The following is a 21,906-nucleotide window of genomic DNA, read 5'->3' as shown; positions in this document are numbered from 1 at the left end:
GGGGGCCCGCGGGCCGAGGCCGCCGGGGAGGCCGCGGCCGCCTCCACCGCGCCCCCGCCGGCGCTCGTCGAGGCCGAGAACAGGCAGGTCAGGTTCCTGGCCGCCCGGATATCGGAGGCCCTCGACGAGGCCGGGGCCCTCGAGGCCGAGACGGCGGGGCTGCTCGAGGGCGACGAGACCTACGCGTGCCTGCTCACCGTGCCCGGCATCGGCCCGAGGACCGCGGCGCAGCTCGCGGTATCGGTCGACATCGCGAGGTTCCCGGACCACGACCACCTGGCCTCGCACCGCGGCATAGCCCCGAGGGTGAGGAGCTCCGGCACGTCGGTGAGGTCGGTCAGGGCGTCCAGGCGGGGCGACGCGAGGCTCAAGTCCCTGCTGATCTTCTCGTGCAACAGCCTGGTGAGGTCGTCGGGGCGCTACGGCGAGTACTACCGGGCCTGCAGGGCGCGGGGCATGGGGCACGGGCGGGCGCTCAAGGCCGTCGCGAGGAAGCGGCTCAGGGCGATATACGCCGTGATGCGCGACCGGGTGCCCTACCGGGAGTAGCCCCGACGGTTGACAAAACTATAGGAACACCCAATGACTAAGTTAGGCGATGTGGAGGGGGTTGGCGGCGTCGACGGCGTCAGGAGCAGCGGGACCATCAGGGGCAGCGTCTGCCGGGTCCTCGTCGGGGGTCTCGATCTGCTTGATCATGACCTCCTGGCCCTGCAGCAGGTATGTCTCGCCGCTGCCGCAATAAGGGCAGGTCTTGCCGTGCTCGACCGTCGCGTAGTCGCGGCCGCACGCACCGCAATGTGTCACGGCTTCAACGGGCTCCACGATAAGCTCCGAGCCCTCGGTGATAGGCTTTTTATCTGCTGCCCAGCGCCAAGCGTCGAGCAGCAAGTCGGGAACGACGCCCGAGACCTCGCCCAACAGCAACGTCACGCTCGAAACGCGACGCACGCCATGAGCGCGCGCCACGTTCTCGACATCGCGAATAATGTGATAGACGATTCCGAGCTCGTGCACTTTTTCCTCCGCCGTTCCCGTTATGACTACTTACTTGCGACCGAATTTAATCTTGATGGCACGCTTGAGTGCGTACTTGCCCAAGCTGGGGAGCTTTTGCTCGTATTTGACCATCGTGGAGCACTCGGGGCGGTCGCGATCAAGATGGATGGCGTCGAATGCGCACTTGGTGGTGCACAGGCCGCAGCCAATGCACTTGTTGGGGTCGACGATCGAGGCGCCGCAGCCCAGGCAGCGGGCGGTCTCTGCGCGCACCTGCTCCTCGGTAAAGGTCTCGACGTACTCGCTAAACGGCGCAGCCTTCTCGCGTTCGCGGTCCACATGCGCAACCTCGCGGCTCGCGTTGTCGTAGCTCTCGAGCACAACGTCGTTGCGGTCGAGCGCGGTGTAGCGGCGCTGGTTGCGGCCGATGGTGAGCGTGGAGCCCGGCTGCACAAAGCGATGGATGGACACGGCGGCCTCGTGACCGGCGGCGATGGCATCGATGGCAAAGCTCGGACCGGTATAGACGTCGCCGCCCACAAAGATGTCGGGTTCGGCGGTCTGGTAGGTCTGGGGATCGGCAAGGGCGCCCTGACCACGGCCAAGCTCCACCTTGGAGCCAGCCAGCAGGTCGCCCCACACGATGGACTGGCCGATGGACATGACCACGCGGTCGGCATCGACGCGGCGCAGGTCGTTCTCGTCGTACTCGGGCGCAAAACGGCCCTCGTCATCGTAGACGCGCGTGCAGCGCTTAAAGGTGATGCCGCACACACGGCCGGCCTCGTCCAGATGGACCTCCTTGGGGCCCCAACCGCAACTGATGTGCGCGCCGTCCTCGATGGCCTCGCGACGCTCTTCCTCGCTGGCGGGCATCTGCGCCTCGCTCTCCAGGCAGAACATCTCAACGTGCTCGGAACCCAGACGGCAGGCGTTGCGGGCAACGTCGATGGCCACGTTGCCGCCGCCCACCACGATGGTGCGGCCGGGCAGCGCATCGATCTTGCCACTGTTGACCTCGCGCAAAAAGTCGACGGCCACGGTCACGTCCTCGGCGTCCTCGCCCGGAATGCCGGCAAGGCGGCCGCCCTGGCAGCCAATGGCAACGTAGAAGGCCTTAAAGCCCTGCGCGCGCAGCTCGTCGAGCGTCACGTCGCGGCCGACTTCCACGCCATAGCGAAACTCGGCACCCATCAGGCGAATGACCTCGACCTCCGCCTCGATAACATCCTTCTGCAGCTTAAAGCTGGGAATGCCATAGGTGAGCATGCCACCCGGGCGCTCGTTTTTCTCGAACACGACGGGCTTATAGCCCTTCTCGGCCAGATAAAAAGCGCAGGACAGACCAGCCGGACCGGCACCGATGATGGCGATCTTCTGGTCGAAGCCGCCGGCACGCGTCGGGGTCACCACAGGCGGGACATAGCGAGTCGCGGCATCCAGATCGCGCTGGGCGATAAACTTCTTGACTTCGTCGATAGCCACGGCGGCGTCCACACGACCGCGGGTGCAGGCATCCTCACAGCGGCGATTGCACACACGGCCGCAGATAGCGGGCAGCGGGTTCTCGCGCTTAATGAGTGCTAGGGCCTCGTCATAGCGACCCTGCGCCGCGAGCTTCAGATAGCCCTGAACGGCAACGTGCGCGGGGCAGGCCGTCTTGCAGGGAGCGGTGCCGGACTCATGCGTCTCGATACGGTTGTCGTTGCGGTAGTTGGGCGACCACTTGGTGTGGTCCCACTTGGTGGCATCGGGCAGCTCCTGGCGCGGATACTCGGGCACCTGTCCGCCAGCCTTTTTGCTACAGAGCTTCTGGCCCAGTTTGGCGGCGCCGGCCGGACACACCTCAACGCAGCGACCGCAGGCCACGCACTTGTCCTTCTCGACCTTGGCGACGTAGGCCGAGCGCGACAGGTTGGGCGTGTTGAACAGCTGCGAAGTGCGCAGGGCGTAGCACACGTTGACGTTGCAGTTGCAGATGGCGAAGATTTTGTTCTCACCGTCGATGTTGGTGATCTGGTGCACAAAGCCGTTGTCCTCGGCCTGGCGCAGGATGTCGTAGACCTCCTCGCGCGTCACATAATGGCCGCGGTCGGTCTCGACCACGTAGTCGGCCATATCGCCCACGGCGATGCACCAATCGGCCGGGTCGTCGGCGCAGCCCTCTCCCATCACGCGACGGCTCGCGCGGCAGCTGCAGGTGCTAGCGGCATACTTACCTTCGTATTTGTCGAGCCAATGCTCGATATGCTCGATCGGCACCGAGGTGCTCGCGGCATCGATGGCCTTCTCGACCGGAATGACATGCATGCCGATGCCGGCACCGCCGGGCGGCACCATCGGCGTGGCCTTGGACAGCGGTCCCTTGGACGCCTGCTCAAAGAACTTGGCATAGACCGGATGCTCCTCGAGCTGGCTCACGCGCATGTTGAGGAACTCGGCGGAACCCGGCACCAGCATGGGCAGCACCCACTGCTTGGCGCGCTCGGGGTTTTCCCAGTTGTACTCGAGCAGACCCGTGTAGCTCATGTCGTCGAGCATTTTTTCGATATCGGCCTCGGGCATGCCGGTGAGCTTGACCATCTCGGGCAGCGTATAGGGACGGCGCATCTTCATCTTGCAGAGCACTTCGGCCTGCTCGTCGGTTGCGGCCTCGGCAAACGACCAGTACTCGTAGCCCAGCAGCTCGTCGCGGTGCAGCAGGCGGTTGGTGCAGTGCTCACACAGTTTGACGATGGCCTCGCGCGGATGCTCCGGTATCGGCGGCACGAACTCCGCGCCGATATCGGGCTCGGTATAGCTAATCCCCGGTCCGTTGAGAATCATAGTCGTCCCTTCTCTTGCCACAGCCCGGCGAGACCGCGGCGCCCCTCTTTGTACGGGTTCGACATGCCCCCATGCCGTTCACCCGCTATTGTTGACATTGTGTCAAAAACAGTATTGACGAACCGTCAACAATATTCAAGACTGTTAGGCGAACGGTCAGGCAAAAGAGGATGAAAGGCGGCAAAACATGGGCAACAACGCAGCAGATATCTCTGTGGTCGATGCCGTCCCCGCATCCGATAGCGCGGCAAAACGCCTGACGGGCGACGAGCGCCGTCGCGAGATCCTCGCCGCTGTGCGCGCCGTGAGCGCCGAGCTTGGTGTGTCCCATCTTTCGGTATCGGCCGTGACCAAGCGGGCTGGCTGCACGCGTTCGCTGTTCTACCACTACTTTGCCGATATGGATGCCGCCGTCACCGCCGTTATGGACGAGGCAATCGACGGCTTTATCGCCGAGCTCGAGCAGTGGAACGCCAGCCGCACGGTTGGCGACATCGAAGGCGCACTCGACACCGTTGCTCCGCTCTTTAAGCGCCTGGTCGTGAGCGGCCACGAGTTGCCGAGCACGCTCACCTCGAGCAGCGGCGCGCTCTACGGCGGCTTTTTGCACAACGTGGTCCAGCGCGTGGCGCAGTATATCTGCGATACCACCGTGGTGGATTTTGTCGCCCATCACGAGCTACGCATCGACCATGTCTACGAGACGTTCTACACCCTCATCATGGGGCTGCTGATGTATATCCGCACGCACCCCGATGCGCCCGACGAGACAGTCAAGGAAATCATCGCCTCGACGCTCCATATCGAGGGCTATACCGCCAAGTATCAGGAGCGCAAGCCCCAGAACTGACGACATTTGGCCAAACTGCCCGCGATCAGAAGAGGGGCCGCGGGCTTGTGAAAGGAGAGCAGCATGCTGTTCGATGTTTGGGGTAGCAATACCCTTATCCACTGGGCCGGCTGGGCCATGGTCTTTATTGGCCTGATCGTGCTCAACGAGGTCGGCCGCCGCACCAAGCTGGGCGCGGCCATCATCTTTGGCGTGGCTCCGCTGGCCATGACCATCTACTGCGTCGCTATCGCCATCGGCGTCTCACAGGGTGCCGAGTGGGCGCTCACCAACCCCACCCATGTGTACCAGAACAGCTGGTTCCACTACGCCAAGGTATACGCGGCGCTGGCCGGTTGCTGGGGCTTCATTGCCATTAAGTACCAGTGGGGCAAGATCGGCAAGGCGCATTGGTTCCGCGCGTGGCCGTTTGTGATCGTCGCCATCAACATCATGATCGCCGTCGTGTCCGACTTTGAGAGCGCCTATCACTTCTTTGTCCTGGGCGAGTCCACCTGGGTCACCTCCGAGGGCGCCACGCAGCTCGCCGGCTGGAACAACGTGTTCAACGGCATCGCCGGTATCATCAACATCTTCTGCATGACCGGTTGGTGGAGTGTCTACGCCTCTGAGGACAAGACCGACATGCTGTGGCCCGACATGACCTGGGTCTACATCATCGCCTACGATATCTGGAACTTCTGCTACACCTACAACTGCTTGCCCACCCACTCCTGGTTCTGCGGCTTTGCACTGCTGCTGGCGCCCACCGTCGCCGCCTTTATCTGGAACAAGGGCGGCTGGATCCAGAACCGTGCCTTTACGCTGGCTATTTGGTGCATGTTTGCCCAGGTATTCCCGTACTTCCAGGAGGAGTCCATCTTTGTGACCCACTCCACGCTCGACCCCGGCGCCGCTACCGCGGTCTCGATCGCCGCGCTGGTCGCCAACGTCGTCGCGATCATCTACATCGTCTACCGTGCCAAGAAGCTCGGCCGCAATCCCTACAAGCAGGACGTCTTTGAGGGCACCAGCGATTGGGAGAAGGCTACCGCTCGCCGCGCCAAGGTTGATTACGCGCACGCCGAGTAACATGCCCGGCGCAAACGCCGCTTGAATGTGAAGCAGCATAGCCGGCTCCGCGCAACTCAACGCATTGCAGAGCCCCCGGAATGTGATTCGTCCGCGTTCCGGGGGCCTTTTGCTGCCGCGAGGATGCGGCCGAACGATGCGCTCAGGTTAAATCGGATCTTATATTTCGTATGCGCTTTATATGGCTCCATTTTTGGGTACAGTGTTGAGCCGATATTGCATTGGGGGATATATGAGCGATGAGACGTATGGCCGCGAGGATGCGGCCCAGGATGCGGAAGCATGTGCCGAAGCCCTGGAGAGCCTTGACCGGATCGCGCTAGACGAGCTCTCGTTTAGCGATTCGGTCGTCGACGCGCAAGACGAGGTGCACGAAGACACTGAGGACGAAGGCGGCGACGCCAAAGACGCTCCTGACGAAGCCGAAGAGGACGATAGCGAGGCCGACGACCAGCCCGAATCCGACACGGGCGAGGAAACCGTCTTGCTCGACAGCTTACCGGCCGAAGATTCGCTGACTCGCGAGCTTCCTGGCCTGGGTTCCGCACCAGCCGTGGATGAGACCATCGCCATGGGCGATATTCCCCTGCCGTCCGTTCCCTCGGCACACGAAGCCGAGGTCCGCCATCGCAAGATGTCGCCCAAGCGCCGCAATCTGATGGTCGCCGGTGTCGTGGCCGTCGCGCTCGTCGCCGGCGGTGCAGGCTATGCTGCCTGGAACGGATATCAGCAAGAGCAGGCTGCCGCTGTCGCCGCCAATGCCCACACGATGATGTCGGTGCAGATTGGCGTGCATGCCGCGGGCCTCGACTGTTCCACCAGCTCTAAGATTCCCGTACAGGTGAGCGGTCAGGACGCTGATGGCTCATCCGTGAGCGAAACGCTCTATGTTGACGAGCACGGCCGCGGCATCAAACTGCTGCCCGGCGATTACACGCTCTCCATCGCTGCCTCTCCCATCGCGGCCGACGGCACCATCTATACCGTCCCGACCACCAAGGCGCAGGTCACGATCAAGAGCGACGGACAGGACCTAAGCAGCCAGGCCGCCTTTAAGCTCAAGGTGCCTTCGGCCGACACGGTGACTGACGACCAGATCGATGCCGCCGCCAAATATGCCGAGGAGGGAGGCGCGAGCTCCGCCGCCACCGCCAAGGTGCTCCAGCAGGCGGCAACCGCGCGGCGCGGCGCCGCCGTCAATGCCGTGAGCGCGCAAAAGGCACAGGCGGCCCGTGATGCCGACGCCCGCCACAAGGCAACCGACCTCTACCAGCTCGATATCCCCGTCGAGTGGTACGGCAAGGTCGAGACTTGGCAAAATGGCAGCACGCTATGCATCTATCTTGCCGGCGACAGCGATACACCGATTGTGACGCTCGTCGCAGTGCGCGAGGGCGAGAGCTTTACGCCCGATGAGGGCGATACGGTTTTGGGTGCGGCCAACCTAGGCAACGGTTATACCGTCTACGCCAGCGGTCCCGTCTATCCGTACGTGGTGCCCCAGACCATCAACGGACGGACGCAGAATCCCGTGTCGACCTACCCTATGGACTCGGCCATTGAGCTTGTCGAGCTCACGACCGGCAACCGCTACACCTATAGCCAGATCAAGAACGTACTGGTCGGCAAAGACGGCAAGGCCGACGCTGCGACCAAACTCGAGACCGACTACCTCGCCCAGATTCTCCTGCCGAGCATCAAGGCCCAGGACTAGCGGACCATGACACCTGAGTCCTGGCCTCGCAAATCCATAGACGATTAGGAAAGGAGCCACTTCCATGCGGGCACAGCATGTACCACGCCGTGTTTGCATGGAATATCGGCCTGCTCATCCATGGTAACGATTACCGACTCGCCAAGATCAAACTGGGCCATCGCGGCATCGAGCGCGGCAATTTCGCGCTCGCGCGTTTTCTCGCTTGTCATATCCACACTTACCTGAATCAGGCCGTAAGCCTGCATGAGCAGTGCATCCCCAGCCACAAAGTCCACCTCATGGCTTTTATTCTTATCTTTAATCAGCAGGCGGCAAACCGAACCGGGCCGCACGGCGGGGGTCCTTCTTCTGAGCGCATTGAACACCGCGGTCTCGAGCCTCTGACCATGATCCAATGCCGATGCGGGGGAGAACGCTCCGAACATCGCAGGATCGACGGCGTAGACCTTAGACGCAGACCGCGTATTATTTGCAAGCGAACGCGTGAACTCCGGCACCGAAAACAGCAGGTAGGCGTCCTCGTAATACTCAAGTAAGTCGCTGAGCGTATTTCGACTGACGGATATCTGTCTGCTCTTGAACTCGTTGTACACTTTGTTCACTGACAGCTCTCGTCCCGAAGATGCCATGCACCGCGCCAGAAACAGCGAGGCCAAACGGGGGTTCTTGACGTCGTAACGTTCAACGACGTCCATGGCGACCGTTCGCGACGCATATTCCTGTAGCAGCTGAATCGCGTCTGCGGGCGTCTGCTCAAGTGTCGCGATGAATCCCCCTCGCTCGAGATATCCGATCAGATGATGTCGAAGCAGTGCTGCATCGCTCGATGAAAAGGGTGCATCCGGCTCAGGAACGCTCCCCGTCTTATATCGGACGTATTCCGAAAAACTCAACGGAAAAAGCTCTCGCACAAGAGAACGGCCCCTGAACTCGCTCTTAAGTTCTGAGGACAGCATCTTAGAAGAAGATCCCGTCACGTAAACGGTCGCCTTCTCCGTATCGACCACGCGTCGCAGAAACGCACCCCATTCGGGTATTTCCTGGATCTCGTCAAAGAAAAGGTAGGCGCCCTCGCCTCGAGCAGCAGGATATAGTGCATAGAATGTATCGAGCACGTCCGCTAGTAGCGATGGCTCATACGGACGCAAGCGCTCATCCTCAAAATTGAAATATAGCATCCGGTCAAGCTCGACGCCTTGGCCCTGAAGCCGCCGTATCTCCTGATACAGGCGATACGTCTTTCCACAACGACGGGCGCCCACAATCACATATACGATGTTGTCGCGCTTTGGCTCCTGCGGGTTGCCCAGATCAAGGTCGCGCTCAAAGACCTGCGGAATCCCCTGTTGCTCAAAGTCCTTTATTTTTTGAGCCACCAAGTCGTTGAATGCCATAATTCTCCAATCTTGCTCTCCTGCTAATCAAGATTATAACGATTCTTGATTAGCAGGAGAGCAAGATTATGCGTATCTTGATTAATGGATAAGCAAGTTTTCTATTAGTGGCCCCTCCCGGAGGATATCGAGCGGCCGAGGGGGGCAGGCATGAACGCCTCTAGCCGAAAACAAAGTAGCTAAAAAAGCCCCGTCCCAAATGAGCTACTTAACGCCAGGGGTCGGCTTCGAAGAGGGGCTCGCGCTCGGGGCGACGATCGCTATAAGGATCGTAGCCGTCGTCATCCTCGTTCTCGGCACGGATGTAGGGGTCGCGCGGCTTGGGCACAGGCTTGGGTGCAGGCTTGGGTGCGGCCGGCGCGGCGTTGGCGACCGGCGCATTCGTCTTGTTCTTGTCTATCATCTGCATATCTCCTTGCCATGCAATCGTGTTCAACATTATCGATTGTCGCACGAAAAAGGGCGGCGGACCCAATTGGATCCGCCGCCCTTGGCGTTTAGAGACGGCTGGCAGATTTTAAGGCATGTCCCATAAATCTACTCGGCGTCGGGGACCTCGTAGGTAGCAGACGGCGTGTTGTCGCACACGACGGTAAAGCCGCCGTCCTTGTCGGCATCGACCGTCACCTGATCGCCCTCGCGCACCGTACCGTCGATGATGGCGGCGGCGATGGCGTCCACGACCTCGCGCTGGACCAGGCGCTTGAGCGGACGGGCACCGAACACGGGGTCCAGGCCACCCACGGCGAGCATCTGCTTGGCCGCCGGGGTGATGGCAAGCGTCATGCGCTCCTTGGCCAGACGCGCGCGGACGTCGGCAAGCTGGATGTCGACGATCTTCTCGATCTGCGCCATGCCGAGCGGATGGAACACCACGATATCGTCGATACGGTTGAGGAACTCGGGGCGGAAGGTCTGAGCCATGGCGGCGTCGACCTGATGGCGCATCTCCTCCTCGTCCTTACCGGACAGATCGGCGATGGCCTTGGAGCCCACGTTAGACGTCATGATGATGATCGTGTTCTTGAAGGACACCTGGCGACCCTGGCCATCGGTCAGACGGCCGTCATCAAGCACCTGCAGCAGCACGTTAAAGACATCCGGATGAGCCTTCTCCATCTCGTCGAGCAAAATCACGGAGTACGGACGACGGCGCACGGCCTCGGTAAGCTGGCCGCCCTCGTCGTAACCCACGTATCCCGGAGGCGCACCGATCAGACGTTGGACGCTGAACTTCTCCATGTACTCGGACATGTCGATACGCACGAGCGCACGCTCGTCATCGAACAGGCACTCGGCAAGCGCCTTGGCGAGCTCGGTCTTGCCCACGCCGGTGGGGCCCAGGAAGAAGAAGCTGCCGATGGGCTTGTCCGGATCGGAGAGGCCCGCACGGCTGCGACGCACGGCCGCGGCGACAGCGGAGACCGCCTCGTCCTGGCCGATGACGCGCTTATGCAGCTCGCCCTCCAAGCCCTTCAGCTTGTCGAGCTCGCCCTGCATCATCTTGGAGACGGGCACGCCGGTCCAAGCGCTCACGACCTCAGCGATCTCATCGGAGGTCACCTGCTCGTTGAGGCCCTCGCCGTCCTGCTGCTTTTGCGCCTCGAGCGCAGCCTCGGAATCCTGAATCTGCTGCTGCAGGCCCGGAATCACGGAGTAGCGCAGCTCGGACGCACGGCCCAGGTCGCCGTTGCGCGTCGCACGCTCCTCTTCGCTCTTGGCCTCGTCGAGCTGTCCCTTGAGCTCCTGCACGTGGTCGATGGCGTTCTTCTGGTTGAGCCAGCCGGCCTTTTGCACGTTGAGCTTTTCTTGGACCTCGGCAATCTCTTGGCGCAGGGCCTCCAGACGCTCCTTGGAGGCGTCGTCGGTCTCCTTCATGAGCGCCTGCTCCTCGATCTGCAGCTGGGTGAGCTGACGCGTGGTGGCATCGATCTCGACCGGCATGCTGTCGAGCTCCATGCGCAGGCGGCTTGCCGCCTCATCAACCAGGTCGATGGCCTTATCGGGCAGGAAGCGGTCGGCGATGTAGCGATCGGAGAGGTCGGCGGCCGCCACGAGCGCGCTATCGGTGATATGCACGCCGTGGAAGATCTCGTACTTCTCCTTGAGGCCACGCAGGATCGAGATGGTGTCCTCGACGGTGGGCTCGGAGACCATCACGGTCTGGAAACGACGGGCGAGTGCCGCGTCCTTCTCGATGTACTTGCGATACTCGTCGAGCGTAGTCGCGCCGATTGCGTGCAAGTCGCCACGGGCAAGCGCCGGCTTCAGGATGTTGCCGGCGTCCATGGAGCCCTCGGTGGCACCCGCGCCCACGATGGTGTGGAGCTCATCGATGAACAGGATGACCTTGCCTTCGGACTTTTGGACTTCCTTGAGTACGGCCTTCAAGCGGTCCTCGAACTCGCCGCGGTACTTGGCGCCGGCGACCAGCGCGCTCATGTCGAGCTCGATGAGGTCGCGGTCGCGCAGGGTGCTCGGTACGTCGCCGGCCACGATTCGCTGAGCAATGCCCTCGACGATGGCCGTCTTGCCGACGCCCGGCTCGCCGATAAGCACGGGGTTGTTCTTGGTGCGGCGGGACAGAACCTGAATAGTACGACGGATCTCGTCGGTACGGCCGATGACCGGGTCGAGCTTGCCGGCGCGAGCCAGATCGCAGATGTTGCGACCGTACTGCTCCAACGCCTCAAACTGCGTCTTGTCCTCGGCAGACGTCACGCGGTCATCGCCGCGCAGTTCCTCGTAGACTTGCTCGATGCGCTCCTTGGTCACGCCGGCGCCACGCAGCACGCGACCCGCCTCACCCTTGTCCTCGGCAAGTGCCATCAGCAGATGCTCGGTCACCACAAAGCTGTCGCCCATCTTGGTGGCCTTTTTCTCGGCCTTCTCGATCACGCGAACGAGCTCGTTGGACAGGCCCATCTGCTGACCCTCGCCCGACACCTTGGGCGCATGGTCGATGGCATCTTGTGTGGAGCGTGCGAGCTGAGCCGGGTCGGCACCGATGCGCTCGATGATCACGGAGATATTGCGCTCGCCGGCACCGAGCAGGGCAGACAGCAGGTGGATCGGCTCCACCGCGCCGGCCTGTGCATCGGCAGCCGTGCTCATGGCGGTCTGCAGCGCCTCGCGCGACGTCATTGCTAGCTTATCGATTCTCATGGAATCACCTCTCTTGGGGCGGCCGCCCTACGGGGCGGCTTCACGTTGTTCGAGAAGTATTGTTGCCAGCTTTACGCGATCTTATACACAAATCTAAGTCTCTATATATAAGATTTTCTGAGTGAATTACGGATAGGGTACTGAGATGTCAGCCCGCCGCTGCCCAGGCGCGCTACCGTCTCGATCTGTAACATCTAGCAGCCATTTTTGATCCTAGATGTTACAGATCGAGACAGACCGAAAACCACCACAAAGAGGACAGGCACCTTTGTGGTGGTCGCGGTCTCTACTCCTTCGCCGAACCCGTACTTCCCGATTCGACGGTCCAGGGCATCTCATCCTCGAACAGCCATGTACGGGCAGACCCACTATCGCGTGCAGTCTGCGGGTCAGGCAAGCAGGTCTGTTTATAGGCATCTTGGATACACTGACCCATAAAATCGTTGAGCTCGGTCTGGTCGCCCTCCATGACATAGGCGACATCGCCGTCCATGATGTAGATGCCCGGACCCTCATTGCCCTCGTAGCCCGGATCGTACGAGACATCACATAACTTTGCGCCGTTTGCAGTGTCCAGCTCGATGGACGAGTGGCATCCGCCAACCATGTCGTTCGCTTTTGCCCGATAGGACGCATATCCGTACCAACGCTTAAATGTTTTGCCCTTGAGTAGCTCGGACGCCCTATCGATCAGGCTTGTATCCGTGGTATAGCGCATGGCCCCAAGCTGAATACGCGGATAATTGCTAATACCCAGCACAGCCGGCTGCTCATCAAAATCAACGGTAATGGTCTCGGGCTTGTCGTCGCCGGTCAGAAGTTCGACAGATTGAGTCACAGGCTTGACCACCGGCTCCGTCACCGCAGCAGGTAGAAATGCCATACCGACAGCGCCCGCGCCAACCACAGCGATCGCAAGCGCCAAGACAATCAATCCAATACGGGCAGAACGGCTCACGGCAAAACACCCCACAATGCAAACCTTCGCCACCTGCACTAATGATACCGCCAGCTAACACTATTACCAAAAGAAGCCGCGCGCTCCTCACCACCACAAAGGGGACAGGCACCTTTGTGGTGGTTTTCGACGCTAACGGTCGACCATCTCGCGCAATGAGATTAAACTTGAATTGCTCTCTGAACATATCCATTTCTGCCTATCCTCAACAGATCTTTGTCTCGAGGAGCGCATATGAAGCCGCCTCATTCCACCGGTCGCAACGTCATCGCCATTCTCGCCATACCCATCGTGATGCTCTTCCTTATCGTCATCACGCCCTTTTCCCTTGGTATCACCTCGCCCTTCGATTTATGCGGAATGGTCGACGCCGGCTCGCGTGCCACCTCGCTCTCCTTTATCTGTCGCGGCGTGTTTTACGAAGATGGAATTCCCACCGGAAGTTGGCAGTCAAAGTTGCCACTGCTCGGTCAGATCGACGGATGCTCCCCCTATTTCTGCCTTGGACCTCAGACGCTAAACTATCTAATCGACGACCAGCCACTCGACTTCATCACCCTCGCCTACGACTACGCACCAAACACCGATGAGCGCCACATGAACCAAGTCCTCGACAAGATGCTTGGACAGTGCGGGCTCACCGAGGAGGCCGGTCGAACCATCTATAGCAACCAGAAATTAAAGCGAACAGAACTCCGCCGTGTCGGAAAAATCAAAGGGCGAAACGGGGCCGCCTACTGGGATGCCTGGGCAACACGCGACAAGGGCGAATTCGGACACAGCACCTATATGGTCACTGTCTACACCAAAGACGGAATTAAGGACAATGTTGACGATTTCGCGTCATCCAAACTCGGCATCCCCAAAACAACCAAACCCGCCAGCCCAGATGAAATTCTGTAGAGCCGCCCATTAACATGCCGCTCAACGATCACAACAGCATCGAGCTCGTCCCCACCACCACAAAGGTGCCTGCCCCCTTTGTGGTGGTTTTCAACAAAAAGAAGCCGCCCCGATAACAGAGGCGGCATCAAGCAAGTCTATTTATTAGCGTCCCTCAAGACCCAACGAGAACGCAGAAATGTAGCCCGGGGCTTACCCTTTCCCGAACGCGGCCCTCGCGAAGCGCGTGAGCGGGCGGGAAAGGGTAAGCCCCGGGCGGACAATTAAGTGCGCTACTCGGCAGCGGCCTTGAACTTGTTGTAGTTGATCAGGCAGCCGGCCTTGACGATGGCACGCTCCTCTGCCGTCATATCGGCAATGTAGAGCTCAATCTGATCGACCGCACCATCGGCGCGCACCACGTAGGCGGCGATGTCCTTCAGGTCGCCATCGAGCGCGGCACGGATACCCGGCACAAAGACGTAATCGCCCACCTCAAAGTTGGGCTCGGCCTCCATCTGGAAGGGCACCATGCCCCAGTTCATCACGTTGGAGCGATAGCGCTTGGTGGCGTACTCGTGGACGATGTTGGCCAGGCCGCCAATTACGCGCTGGCAGCTCGCGGCCTGCTCGCGGGCGCTGCCGTCGCCAGGCTTCTTGGCGTAAATCATGGAACCGAACTCGGTCGCCTTGGCATCGGCCGCGACACCCGCGCCGGCCAGCGCCTCAAACACACCGGCAAGCTCGGCATCGAACGCCGCCAGGTCGCCCGCGGACTCGCCGGCAACGCGACGCTTCTCCACAGCGTCGACCTCCTTGGAGCGACCCACGTAGGCCGGGTCGCGGCGGCTCAGCGTAAACTCAGCCAGGCCCAGCGGGTTGGAGCGGAAGGAGCTCGTCTCGCCCGAGGGAATGAGCTCGTCGGTCGTGGTGACCGGGTCCATGATCTTGGAGCAAACCTTGAGCAGGATGTCGTCGCCGAGCGGCTCCATCGCGGGCCACGGCTTGATGTTGGGGCCTTCGACCAGCTCGTCGGCAGGCTCCGCCTTGCCAAAGCCCCAGTACACGCGCTTCTTGTACGGCGCGTCGTCAAAGGTGTACTCGCAGGCCTCGTCCCAAGTGTCCTCGGGCAGGTCGGTCGCCGGCGTCAGGACGCCGCCGTTGGCAGCCGTTGCCGCAATGGAGCGGGCGTCCATCAGGGCCACGGCGCTCAGCTGGCCATTACCCGGCTTGGAACCCTCGCGGTTGGGGAAGTTGCGCGTGGTGTGACGGATCGAAAGGCCGTTGTTGGCGGGCGTGTCGCCGGCGCCGAAGCACGGGCCGCAGAATGCCGTGCGCACGATTGCGCCGGCCTCCATGAGGTCGTAGATGTAGCCGCGGCGTGTAAGTTCGAGCGCCACGGGCTGGCTCGTGGGATAGACCGACAGCGAGAACTCGCCGCAGCCGGTATTGGCGCCCTTGAGCACGCGGGCAGCCTGGACCACGGAGTCATAGTTGCCGCCCGAGCAGCCGGCGATAACGCCCTGCTGCACGTGCAGCTTGCCGTCGACGATCTTGTCGAGCAGGCTAAAGTGCGTCTTGCCCTCGCCGATCTTGGCGGCCTCGAGCTCCACCTCGTGCAGGATGTCCTCGAGGTTCTCGTTGAGCTCGTCGATCTCAAAGCCGTTGGAAGGATGGAACGGCAGTGCGATCATGGGCTTGATGCTCGACAGGTCGACCTCGACGCAACCGTCGTAGTAGGCGACATCGGCGGGCTTGAGCTCGCGATAGTCGTCGCCGCGGCCGTGCATGGTCAAAAACGCGTGCGTGTCCTCGTCGGTGGCCCAGATGCTCGACAGGCAGGTGGTCTCGGTGGTCATGACGTCAACGCCGTTGCGGTAGTCGGTCGTCATGCTCGCGATGCCCGGGCCCACAAACTCCATGACATTGTTCTTGACGTAGCCCTTGGCAAAGACGGCGCGAATGATGGCGAGCGCCACGTCGTGCGGGCCGACGCCGGGGCGCGGGGCGCCCGTGAGGTAGATGGCCACGACGCCGGGATAGGCGACATCGTAGGTGTCGCGCAGCAGCTGCTTTGCCAACTCGCCGCCGCCCTCGCCCACGGCTATGGTACCCAGGGCACCATAGCGGGTGTGCGAGTCGGAACCCAGGATCATCTTGCCGCAACCGGCGAAGTTCTCGCGCATAAAGGAGTGGATGACGGCGATGTGCGGCGGAACGAAGATGCCGCCGTACTTCTTGGCTGCGGAAAGGCCAAAGACGTGGTCGTCCTCATTGATGGTGCCGCCCACGGCGCACAGCGAGTTATGGCAGTTGGTGAGCACGTAAGGCAGCGGGAACTGCTCCATGCCCGAAGCGCGCGCCGTCTGGATGATGCCGACAAAGGTGATGTCGTGGCTCGCCATGGCATCGAAGCGAATCTTGAGTGCCTCGGGGTCGCCCGACGTATTGTGTGCCTGGAGGATCGAATACGCGATGGTGCCGCGCTTGGCATCCTCGGGTGTCTGCGTAATACCGCGCTCGGCAGCCTCGGCCGCAGGCACAACCTCGCTGCCGCCGCGCAGGTAGATGCCGTCCTCGTACAGCTTGACCATACTGTCTCCCACTCTGCCCAAAAGATTTGGGCGCATAGCATACATTCGTTCAATATCGTGCCATAGAACGGTTGCGAGTGGGTTACGAATCTCTGCGTTCACTTTATCTCAGTAAAGCAGAGGACGAGTTAGGTCCTGGGGAGGCAGACTTAGACGCTCAAATGACGAGAGTGGATAATCTCCCACTTTGAGCCTGCAAACAGGCAAAAAACGGGAGATTATCCACTCTCATTCTGCAGGTACTCATTTAAGTCTGTCCCCAATGAGTGCCTACAGGTCGCCGCCCGTGCCCAGCAGTTTGCGCATGACTTGCTCGGGGTTGACCGAGCCGTCGCGCGGGGCCAGGGCGGTGATCTTCTTCTGCATCTTATACTCGTGCAGCTCGTCCTCGAGCTGGCGCACGCGGGCGCGGAGCTTTTCGTTCTCGCGCTCGCGCTCCTCGGCACGCTCCTTCATATCGAGGATGCGCACCACGCCGGCAAGGTTGATGCCCTCGTCAGTCAGCTGGTTGATGAGCTCCAGGCGCTCGATATCGGCACGCGAATACAGACGCGTGTTGCCGCCCGAGCGCTGGGGGTTCACCAAGCCCTTGGACTCGTAGACGCGCAGAGTCTGCGGGTGCATGCCGGTCAGCTCGGCCGCCACGCTGATCATGTACAGCGGTTTGTTCCTATTGTCCTCGGCCATGCTACCTGACCCCTTTCCGTCTCGTTATCGTCCATCATAAGCCCGCGGGCGTGGGCGTGCGCCGCGACCGCCCTAGTACGTCGCCTTGTAACGATTGACCTTCTCGCGATAGTCGCGCGTGTCGGCCTCGCGCAGCTTGGTCATGGCATCGCGTTCATCGTCGGACAGGTTCGTGGGAACCTGCACCTTGATCTCGACGAGCAGCGCGCCCGTACGGCCACGGTGCTTAACGTCGGGCGCCCCCATTTCCTTAAAGCGGAACTTCTTGCCCGTCTGGGTACCCGCGGGCACCTTCAGACGAACCGTCGCACCGCCGGGCGTCGGCACGTCCACCGTGCAGCCGAGCGCCGCCTCGTAGACCGAGATCGGCACCTCCATGGTCACGTCGGCACCTTTACGCTTAAACAGCGGATGCTCCTCCACGTGCGTGGTCACGACCAGGTCGCCGCGCTCGCCGCCGGCAACGCCATACTCGCCGCGACGCTTGTAGCGCAGCTTGCCGCCATCCACGGCGCCCGCAGGCACCGAGACCGTAATGGTCTGCTGCTCGCCCGTCGAGGGAATGCGGTAGGTGACCTTGTGCGTCACGCCGCGGAACGCGTCCTCGGCCGTCACGTCGACAGTCAGCGACAGGTCGCCGCCCTTGCGAGCACGGCTGCGGCCCGCGCCGGCACCGGCAGCACCCGCAGCCCCGGCAAAGCCCGAGCCCCAATCGCTGCCCCAGGCGCCGTTGCCGCTAAAGATGCTGTCGAAGATATCGCCCCAGCCGCTCGCACCGGCGCCGGCACCGTAGCCGCCGCCATACGCGCCGCCCGCGCCCGGCATGCCGCCGAACATGAGCATCTGGTCGTACTCTTTGCGCTTCTTCTCGTCCGAAAGCGTCTCGTAAGCCTCGCTAATCTCCTTGAACTTGGCCTCGTCGCCGCCGGCATCGGGGTGGTATTTTTGCGCGAGCTTGCGAAACGCGCTCTTGATCTCTTTGTCGGAGGCGCTCTTGGATACGCCCAGGATGTCATAGAAGGTTTTGCCTGCAGCCATCGTAGCTCCTCTCCTGTTTCATCCACCGCTCAACGGGCGGCGGCTCATACTGTCATATGGCACTAGGCCAGAAAGGGCCCCGGGTGTTGCCCCGGGGCCCTTCTCAATTACTCCTCGGTGCTCTCGGCCGTATCGGCCGTAGCATCCTCGGGCGCCGCTTCGGGCTCCGGTGCGGGGCGTTTCTCGCCACCGTAGGTCACCGTCACCATCGCGGAGCGCAGGATGCGATCCGCCATGCGGTAGCCCTTCTGGTACACGTCGTTGACGGTCTCGTCGTACTGCGATGCGTCCTCGACACGCCCCACGGCCTGGTGCTCGAGCGGATCGAACGCCTCGCCCTTGGGGTCGATGGGCTCAACGCCCTCGTGCGCAAACACATCGAGCAGCTTGGCATGCACCGCATCAACGCCATCGACGAACTGCTTAAAGTCGTCGGAAAGCTCCTGGCTACGGGCATGGTCGATTGCACGCTCGATATCGTCAACCACCGGCAACAGCGCGGTGACAAGCTTCTCGGTCGCGCGCTCGCGCTCGGCGATACGCTCGCTGGCGGTGCGGCGACGGAAGTTCTCCCAGTCGGCCTGCAGACGGGCGGTACGCTCGGTGGCGTCCTTTGCCTTGTCCTCGGCGGCCTTCTGAGCCTCTGCCGCAGCATCGAGCTCGCTGCGTACGTCGGCAAGCTCCTTTTGGGCCTGCTCGAACTTGAGCTTAAAGTCGTTGTCGGCGGCTTCCTCACCGGCGCGGATAGCGGCTTCCACCATCTCGTCCTCGGTCATCGTCGCCTCCTTGTTGGAATCCTCTACCTGGTTCTCGGCAGCCTCGGCGGCCTCAGCCTCGTTGGCCTCGGTATCGTCGACGGCCTCTACGGGAATCTTCACGTCCTTCTCCTCAGAGTCAACGGGGGCGGCGCCAGCGGCGGCCGCCTCCGTGCGAGCTTTACGGGCGGACATGATTACTTGTCCTCGTCGTCCACAACCTCGTAGTCGGCGTCGACAACGTCATCGTCGGCAGGCTGGGCACCGGCGGCGCCGTCGGTCTGCTGCTGAGCGTCGGCGTAGACAACCTGAGCCAGCTCGTAGGCTACGGACTGCAGGGATTCGCCAGCGGCCTTGATGGCCTCGACGTCAGAGCCCTCGAGCGCCTTCTTGGCGTCGGCGATAGCGGCCTCGGCCTTGGACTTCACATCGGCGGAAACCTTGTCGCCCAGCTCGTTGAGGGTCTGCTCGGTGGAGTAGCACAGGCTGTCGGTCTGGTTGCGGACCTCGACCTCTTCCTTCTGCTTCTTGTCCTCCTCGGCATGAGCCTCGGCGTCCTTGACCATGCGATCGACTTCGTCGTCGGAAAGCGCGGTGGAGCCGGAAATGGTGATCTGCTGCTCCTTGCCGGTGCCCTTGTCCTTAGCAGAGACCTTGACGATGCCGTTGGCGTCGATGTCGAAGGTGACCTCGATCTGCGGCACACCGCGGCGGGCAGCCGGGATACCGGTCAGCTGGAACTTACCGAGCGACTTGTTATCGCGGGCAAGCTCGCGCTCGCCCTGGAGCACGTTGATCTCGACGCTGGTCTGGTTGTCGGCAGCGGTGGAGTAGACCTCGGTCTTGGAGGTCGGGATCGTGGTGTTGCGGTCGATCATCTTGGTCATGATGCCGCCCATGGTCTCGACGCCCAGCGACAGCGGGGTAACGTCGAGCAGCAGGATGCCCTCGACGTCGCCGGTGAGCACGCCGCCCTGGACGGCAGCGCCGTCGGCAACGACCTCGTCGGGGTTCACGGACATGTTGGGCTGCTTGCCGGTCATGGTCTTGACCAGATCCTGGACGGCGGGCATACGGGTGGAGCCGCCGACGAGGATGACCTCGGTCAGATCGGAGAGCTTAAGCTTGGCGTCGCGCAGGGCGTTGGTGACAGGCTGCTTGCAGCGCTCGAGCAGGTCGCGGGTGATCTTCTCGAACTCGGCGCGGGTCAGCGTGTAGTTGAGGTGCAGCGGGCCAGACTGGTTCATGGTGATGAACGGCAGGTTGATGGTGGACTGCTGGGCTGCGGAGAGCTCCTTCTTGGCGTTCTCGGCGGCCTCCTTCAGACGCTGCAGGGCCATGGGGTCCTGACGCAGGTCGACACCGTTCTCCTGCTGGAACTTATCGGCCATCCAGTCGATGACGCGCTGATCCCAGTCGTCGCCGCCCAGGTGGTTGTCGCCCGAGGTGGACAGAACCTCAAACACGCCGTCAGCGAGGTCGAGGATGGAGACGTCGAAGGTGCCGCCGCCCAGGTCGAAGACCAGAATGCGCTGGTCGGTGCCCTGCTTGTCCAGGCCATAGGCCAGAGCAGCAGCGGTCGGCTCGTTGACGATACGCTTGACGTTGAGGCCGGCGATCTTGCCGGCGTCCTTGGTGGCCTGACGCTGGGCGTCGTTGAAGTAGGCCGGGACGGTGATGACGGCGTCGGTGACGGTCTCGCCCAGATACTTCTCGGCGTCGGCCTTCATCTTTGCGAGCGTCATGGCGCTCACCTGCTCGGCGGTATAATCCTTGCCCTCGATATCGACGACGGCACGGCCACCCTGGCCCTCCTTGACCTCATACGGCACGGTCTTGATCTCGGAGGTGCACTCGGAGTACTTGCGGCCCATGAAGCGCTTGATGGAGAACACGGTGTTCTTGGGGTTGGTGACCGCCTGGTTCTTAGCGGCCTTACCCACGACGCGGTCGCCGTCAGCACGGAAGCCCACGACAGACGGGGTGGTGCGGTCGCCCTCGGCGTTCACGATAATGGTCGGAGAACCGCCCTCGAGGACGGCCATTGCGGAGTTAGTAGTACCAAGGTCGATACCAAGAATCTTACTCATTAGAAATTCCCTCTCTCTTTTGCGTTCGCGCCGCCTCGACGATCTGTCGCGCGGCGCTTCGGCTTGTCTTTCAGGATGTAGTGTATCCCCTTATGGGCCGGAATATACAAAATCTAAGTCAATTCATATAAGATTTCTTATTGTTGAGAGTTTAGGTTCTTAAATGCGCAGGTAGATGCGCTGAATGAGTTCTCGGCAAATCTATTGAGATCTATGTAGAGATGGCTGAGGTTTGCGTCCGGGGGTGCCTGGGGGCCGTCTTGCGGCAAGCGCATCCCGGTTTGAGCGTAGATTCCGGGTCGCAGTTTCCGTCTGAAGGCTCAACCGGAAACCGTATCCCGTTTTGAGAGCTGATACCGGGTCGCAGTTTCCGCTAGCGGGCCCAACCGGAAACTGCGACCCGGTTTTCGGCCAAATAACGGGATGCCCTTTCCGCAGGCGCGCTCAATAGGTCAATATTAAAAGTCACCTATAGCTAACATTTGCGCAGCTCAACGGCCCCACCTGCGCGTTTTTTAGTAAACCTTGGCATACTCGGCGAACGGTATGAAGATGCCGGCCAGAGGGTATTGCAAACGGTCGCTCCCGTGGTATGTTTTTGCCCGAATCAAACCGGCGCGCATCGCCTGTAGCGTCGGTCAACAGAGAGGAAACTACCATGGCTCATCCCGTAATTGATGCCGACGAGTGCATCGCTTGTGGCGTTTGCGTCGACTCCTGCCCCGCTGGCGTTCTGGAGCTCCAGGACGTCGCTACCGTCGCCGACGAGGACTCCTGCGTCGCCTGTGGCGCTTGCCAGGACGCTTGCCCCGCTGGCGCGATCACCGAGATCGTCGAGGAGTAACAACTCCCCCACTTGCACACTCAAAAGTACACCGTG

17 protein-coding genes are annotated in these 21,906 nt (G+C 61.6%); 6 read left to right on the top strand and 11 right to left on the bottom strand.

Features of this window, described 5'->3' with window-relative positions:
* Positions 1-549, top strand: a 549-nt coding sequence (locus DWV20_RS02935; RefSeq protein ID WP_147346304.1) for a transposase, incomplete at its 5' end; no start/stop codon positions are given.
* Positions 550-591: 42 nt separating this feature from the next.
* Here the strand turns inward: DWV20_RS02935 and DWV20_RS02930 are convergent.
* Together DWV20_RS02930 and DWV20_RS02925 are read right to left on the bottom strand one after the other, a co-directional pair.
* Positions 592-1,017: a hydrogenase maturation nickel metallochaperone HypA gene (locus tag DWV20_RS02930; RefSeq protein ID WP_117803572.1), complete on the bottom strand. Its 426-nt coding sequence runs from the start codon at positions 1,015-1,017 to the stop codon at positions 592-594.
* 30 nt (positions 1,018-1,047) lie between these two features.
* The gene (locus tag DWV20_RS02925; protein WP_199581772.1) at positions 1,048-3,825 is read right to left on the bottom strand and encodes an FAD-dependent oxidoreductase; all 2,778 of its coding nucleotides are present in this window, start codon (positions 3,823-3,825) and stop codon (positions 1,048-1,050) included.
* Positions 3,826-4,012: 187 nt separating this feature from the next.
* On the opposite strand from DWV20_RS02925, the gene DWV20_RS02920 reads away from it, so the two are divergent.
* The 3 genes from DWV20_RS02920 (at position 4,013) to DWV20_RS02910 (ending at position 7,460) form a co-directional block, all read left to right on the top strand.
* Complete coding sequence (locus tag DWV20_RS02920; RefSeq protein ID WP_118256339.1) at positions 4,013-4,675, top strand: TetR/AcrR family transcriptional regulator; 663 nt, start codon at positions 4,013-4,015, stop codon at positions 4,673-4,675.
* A 63-nt stretch (positions 4,676-4,738) separates the two neighbouring features.
* Entirely contained in the window at positions 4,739-5,746 is a 1,008-nt protein-coding gene (locus DWV20_RS02915; RefSeq protein ID WP_118256338.1) for a DUF5692 family protein, read from the top strand.
* Between the two features lie 232 nt (positions 5,747-5,978).
* Positions 5,979-7,460: a hypothetical protein gene (locus DWV20_RS02910; protein WP_118256337.1), complete on the top strand. Its 1,482-nt coding sequence runs from the start codon at positions 5,979-5,981 to the stop codon at positions 7,458-7,460.
* Positions 7,461-7,504: 44 nt separating this feature from the next.
* On the opposite strand, the gene DWV20_RS02905 is transcribed toward DWV20_RS02910, so the two are convergent.
* From DWV20_RS02905 to DWV20_RS02890, 4 genes are all read right to left on the bottom strand, one after another.
* A complete protein-coding gene (locus DWV20_RS02905; RefSeq protein ID WP_117773731.1) occupies positions 7,505-8,857 on the bottom strand; it encodes an ATP-binding protein in 1,353 nt (450 codons plus the stop codon).
* Between the two features lie 208 nt (positions 8,858-9,065).
* The gene (locus DWV20_RS02900; protein WP_233502698.1) at positions 9,066-9,260 is read right to left on the bottom strand and encodes a hypothetical protein; all 195 of its coding nucleotides are present in this window, start codon (positions 9,258-9,260) and stop codon (positions 9,066-9,068) included.
* A gap of 134 nt (positions 9,261-9,394) precedes the next feature.
* On the bottom strand, positions 9,395-12,022 hold the full coding sequence (gene clpB / locus DWV20_RS02895; protein WP_117759104.1) for an ATP-dependent chaperone ClpB: 2,628 nt from the start codon (positions 12,020-12,022) through the stop codon (positions 9,395-9,397).
* Between the two features lie 286 nt (positions 12,023-12,308).
* Complete coding sequence (locus DWV20_RS02890) at positions 12,309-12,980, bottom strand: hypothetical protein (protein WP_147329350.1); 672 nt, start codon at positions 12,978-12,980, stop codon at positions 12,309-12,311.
* A gap of 234 nt (positions 12,981-13,214) precedes the next feature.
* Here DWV20_RS02890 and DWV20_RS02885 point away from each other — a divergent pair, with 234 nt between their 5' ends.
* Positions 13,215-13,883: a hypothetical protein gene (locus DWV20_RS02885; protein WP_117583635.1), complete on the top strand. Its 669-nt coding sequence runs from the start codon at positions 13,215-13,217 to the stop codon at positions 13,881-13,883.
* A 272-nt stretch (positions 13,884-14,155) separates the two neighbouring features.
* On the opposite strand, the gene DWV20_RS02880 is transcribed toward DWV20_RS02885, so the two are convergent.
* From DWV20_RS02880 to dnaK, 5 genes are all read right to left on the bottom strand, one after another.
* On the bottom strand, positions 14,156-16,456 hold the full coding sequence (locus DWV20_RS02880) for a hydratase (RefSeq protein WP_117629676.1): 2,301 nt from the start codon (positions 16,454-16,456) through the stop codon (positions 14,156-14,158).
* Positions 16,457-16,726: 270 nt separating this feature from the next.
* Positions 16,727-17,143: a heat shock protein transcriptional repressor HspR gene (locus tag DWV20_RS02875; protein ID WP_055250809.1), complete on the bottom strand. Its 417-nt coding sequence runs from the start codon at positions 17,141-17,143 to the stop codon at positions 16,727-16,729.
* A 72-nt stretch (positions 17,144-17,215) separates the two neighbouring features.
* Complete coding sequence (locus DWV20_RS02870) at positions 17,216-18,181, bottom strand: DnaJ C-terminal domain-containing protein (RefSeq protein ID WP_035136622.1); 966 nt, start codon at positions 18,179-18,181, stop codon at positions 17,216-17,218.
* A 107-nt stretch (positions 18,182-18,288) separates the two neighbouring features.
* Positions 18,289-19,131, bottom strand: a complete 843-nt coding sequence (locus DWV20_RS02865) for a nucleotide exchange factor GrpE (RefSeq protein WP_117564549.1) — start codon at positions 19,129-19,131, stop codon at positions 18,289-18,291.
* Between the two features lie 2 nt (positions 19,132-19,133).
* A complete protein-coding gene (gene dnaK, locus DWV20_RS02860; protein WP_117564548.1) occupies positions 19,134-21,026 on the bottom strand; it encodes a molecular chaperone DnaK in 1,893 nt (630 codons plus the stop codon).
* Between the two features lie 658 nt (positions 21,027-21,684).
* Between dnaK and DWV20_RS02855 the strand changes: the two genes are divergently transcribed.
* The gene (locus DWV20_RS02855) at positions 21,685-21,870 is read left to right on the top strand and encodes a DUF362 domain-containing protein (protein WP_006235216.1); all 186 of its coding nucleotides are present in this window, start codon (positions 21,685-21,687) and stop codon (positions 21,868-21,870) included.
* Positions 21,871-21,906: the final 36 nt, after the last annotated feature.

It is taken from the genome of Collinsella sp. AF02-46-1, from assembly GCF_003465825.1.
Lineage (GTDB): Bacteria > Actinomycetota > Coriobacteriia > Coriobacteriales > Coriobacteriaceae > Collinsella.
This window is presented reverse-complemented; position numbering and strand designations above follow the sequence as displayed.

Bases quoted from the DNA above. Each gene is read 5' to 3' on its own strand.
- DWV20_RS02925 (WP_199581772.1), bottom strand. From the start codon at position 3,825: ATGATTCTCAACGGACCGGGGATTAGCTATACCGAGCCCGATATCGGC.
- DWV20_RS02920 (WP_118256339.1), top strand. From the start codon at position 4,013: ATGGGCAACAACGCAGCAGATATCTCTGTGGTCGATGCCGTCCCCGCA.
- DWV20_RS02915 (WP_118256338.1), top strand. From the start codon at position 4,739: ATGCTGTTCGATGTTTGGGGTAGCAATACCCTTATCCACTGGGCCGGC.
- DWV20_RS02910 (WP_118256337.1), top strand. From the start codon at position 5,979: ATGAGCGATGAGACGTATGGCCGCGAGGATGCGGCCCAGGATGCGGAA.
- DWV20_RS02905 (WP_117773731.1), bottom strand. From the start codon at position 8,857: ATGGCATTCAACGACTTGGTGGCTCAAAAAATAAAGGACTTTGAGCAA.
- DWV20_RS02900 (WP_233502698.1), bottom strand. From the start codon at position 9,260: ATGATAGACAAGAACAAGACGAATGCGCCGGTCGCCAACGCCGCGCCG.
- clpB (WP_117759104.1), bottom strand. From the start codon at position 12,022: ATGAGAATCGATAAGCTAGCAATGACGTCGCGCGAGGCGCTGCAGACC.
- DWV20_RS02885 (WP_117583635.1), top strand. From the start codon at position 13,215: ATGAAGCCGCCTCATTCCACCGGTCGCAACGTCATCGCCATTCTCGCC.
- DWV20_RS02880 (WP_117629676.1), bottom strand. From the start codon at position 16,456: ATGGTCAAGCTGTACGAGGACGGCATCTACCTGCGCGGCGGCAGCGAG.
- DWV20_RS02875 (WP_055250809.1), bottom strand. From the start codon at position 17,143: ATGGCCGAGGACAATAGGAACAAACCGCTGTACATGATCAGCGTGGCG.
- DWV20_RS02870 (WP_035136622.1), bottom strand. From the start codon at position 18,181: ATGGCTGCAGGCAAAACCTTCTATGACATCCTGGGCGTATCCAAGAGC.
- DWV20_RS02865 (WP_117564549.1), bottom strand. From the start codon at position 19,131: ATGTCCGCCCGTAAAGCTCGCACGGAGGCGGCCGCCGCTGGCGCCGCC.
- dnaK (WP_117564548.1), bottom strand. From the start codon at position 21,026: ATGAGTAAGATTCTTGGTATCGACCTTGGTACTACTAACTCCGCAATG.
- DWV20_RS02855 (WP_006235216.1), top strand. From the start codon at position 21,685: ATGGCTCATCCCGTAATTGATGCCGACGAGTGCATCGCTTGTGGCGTT.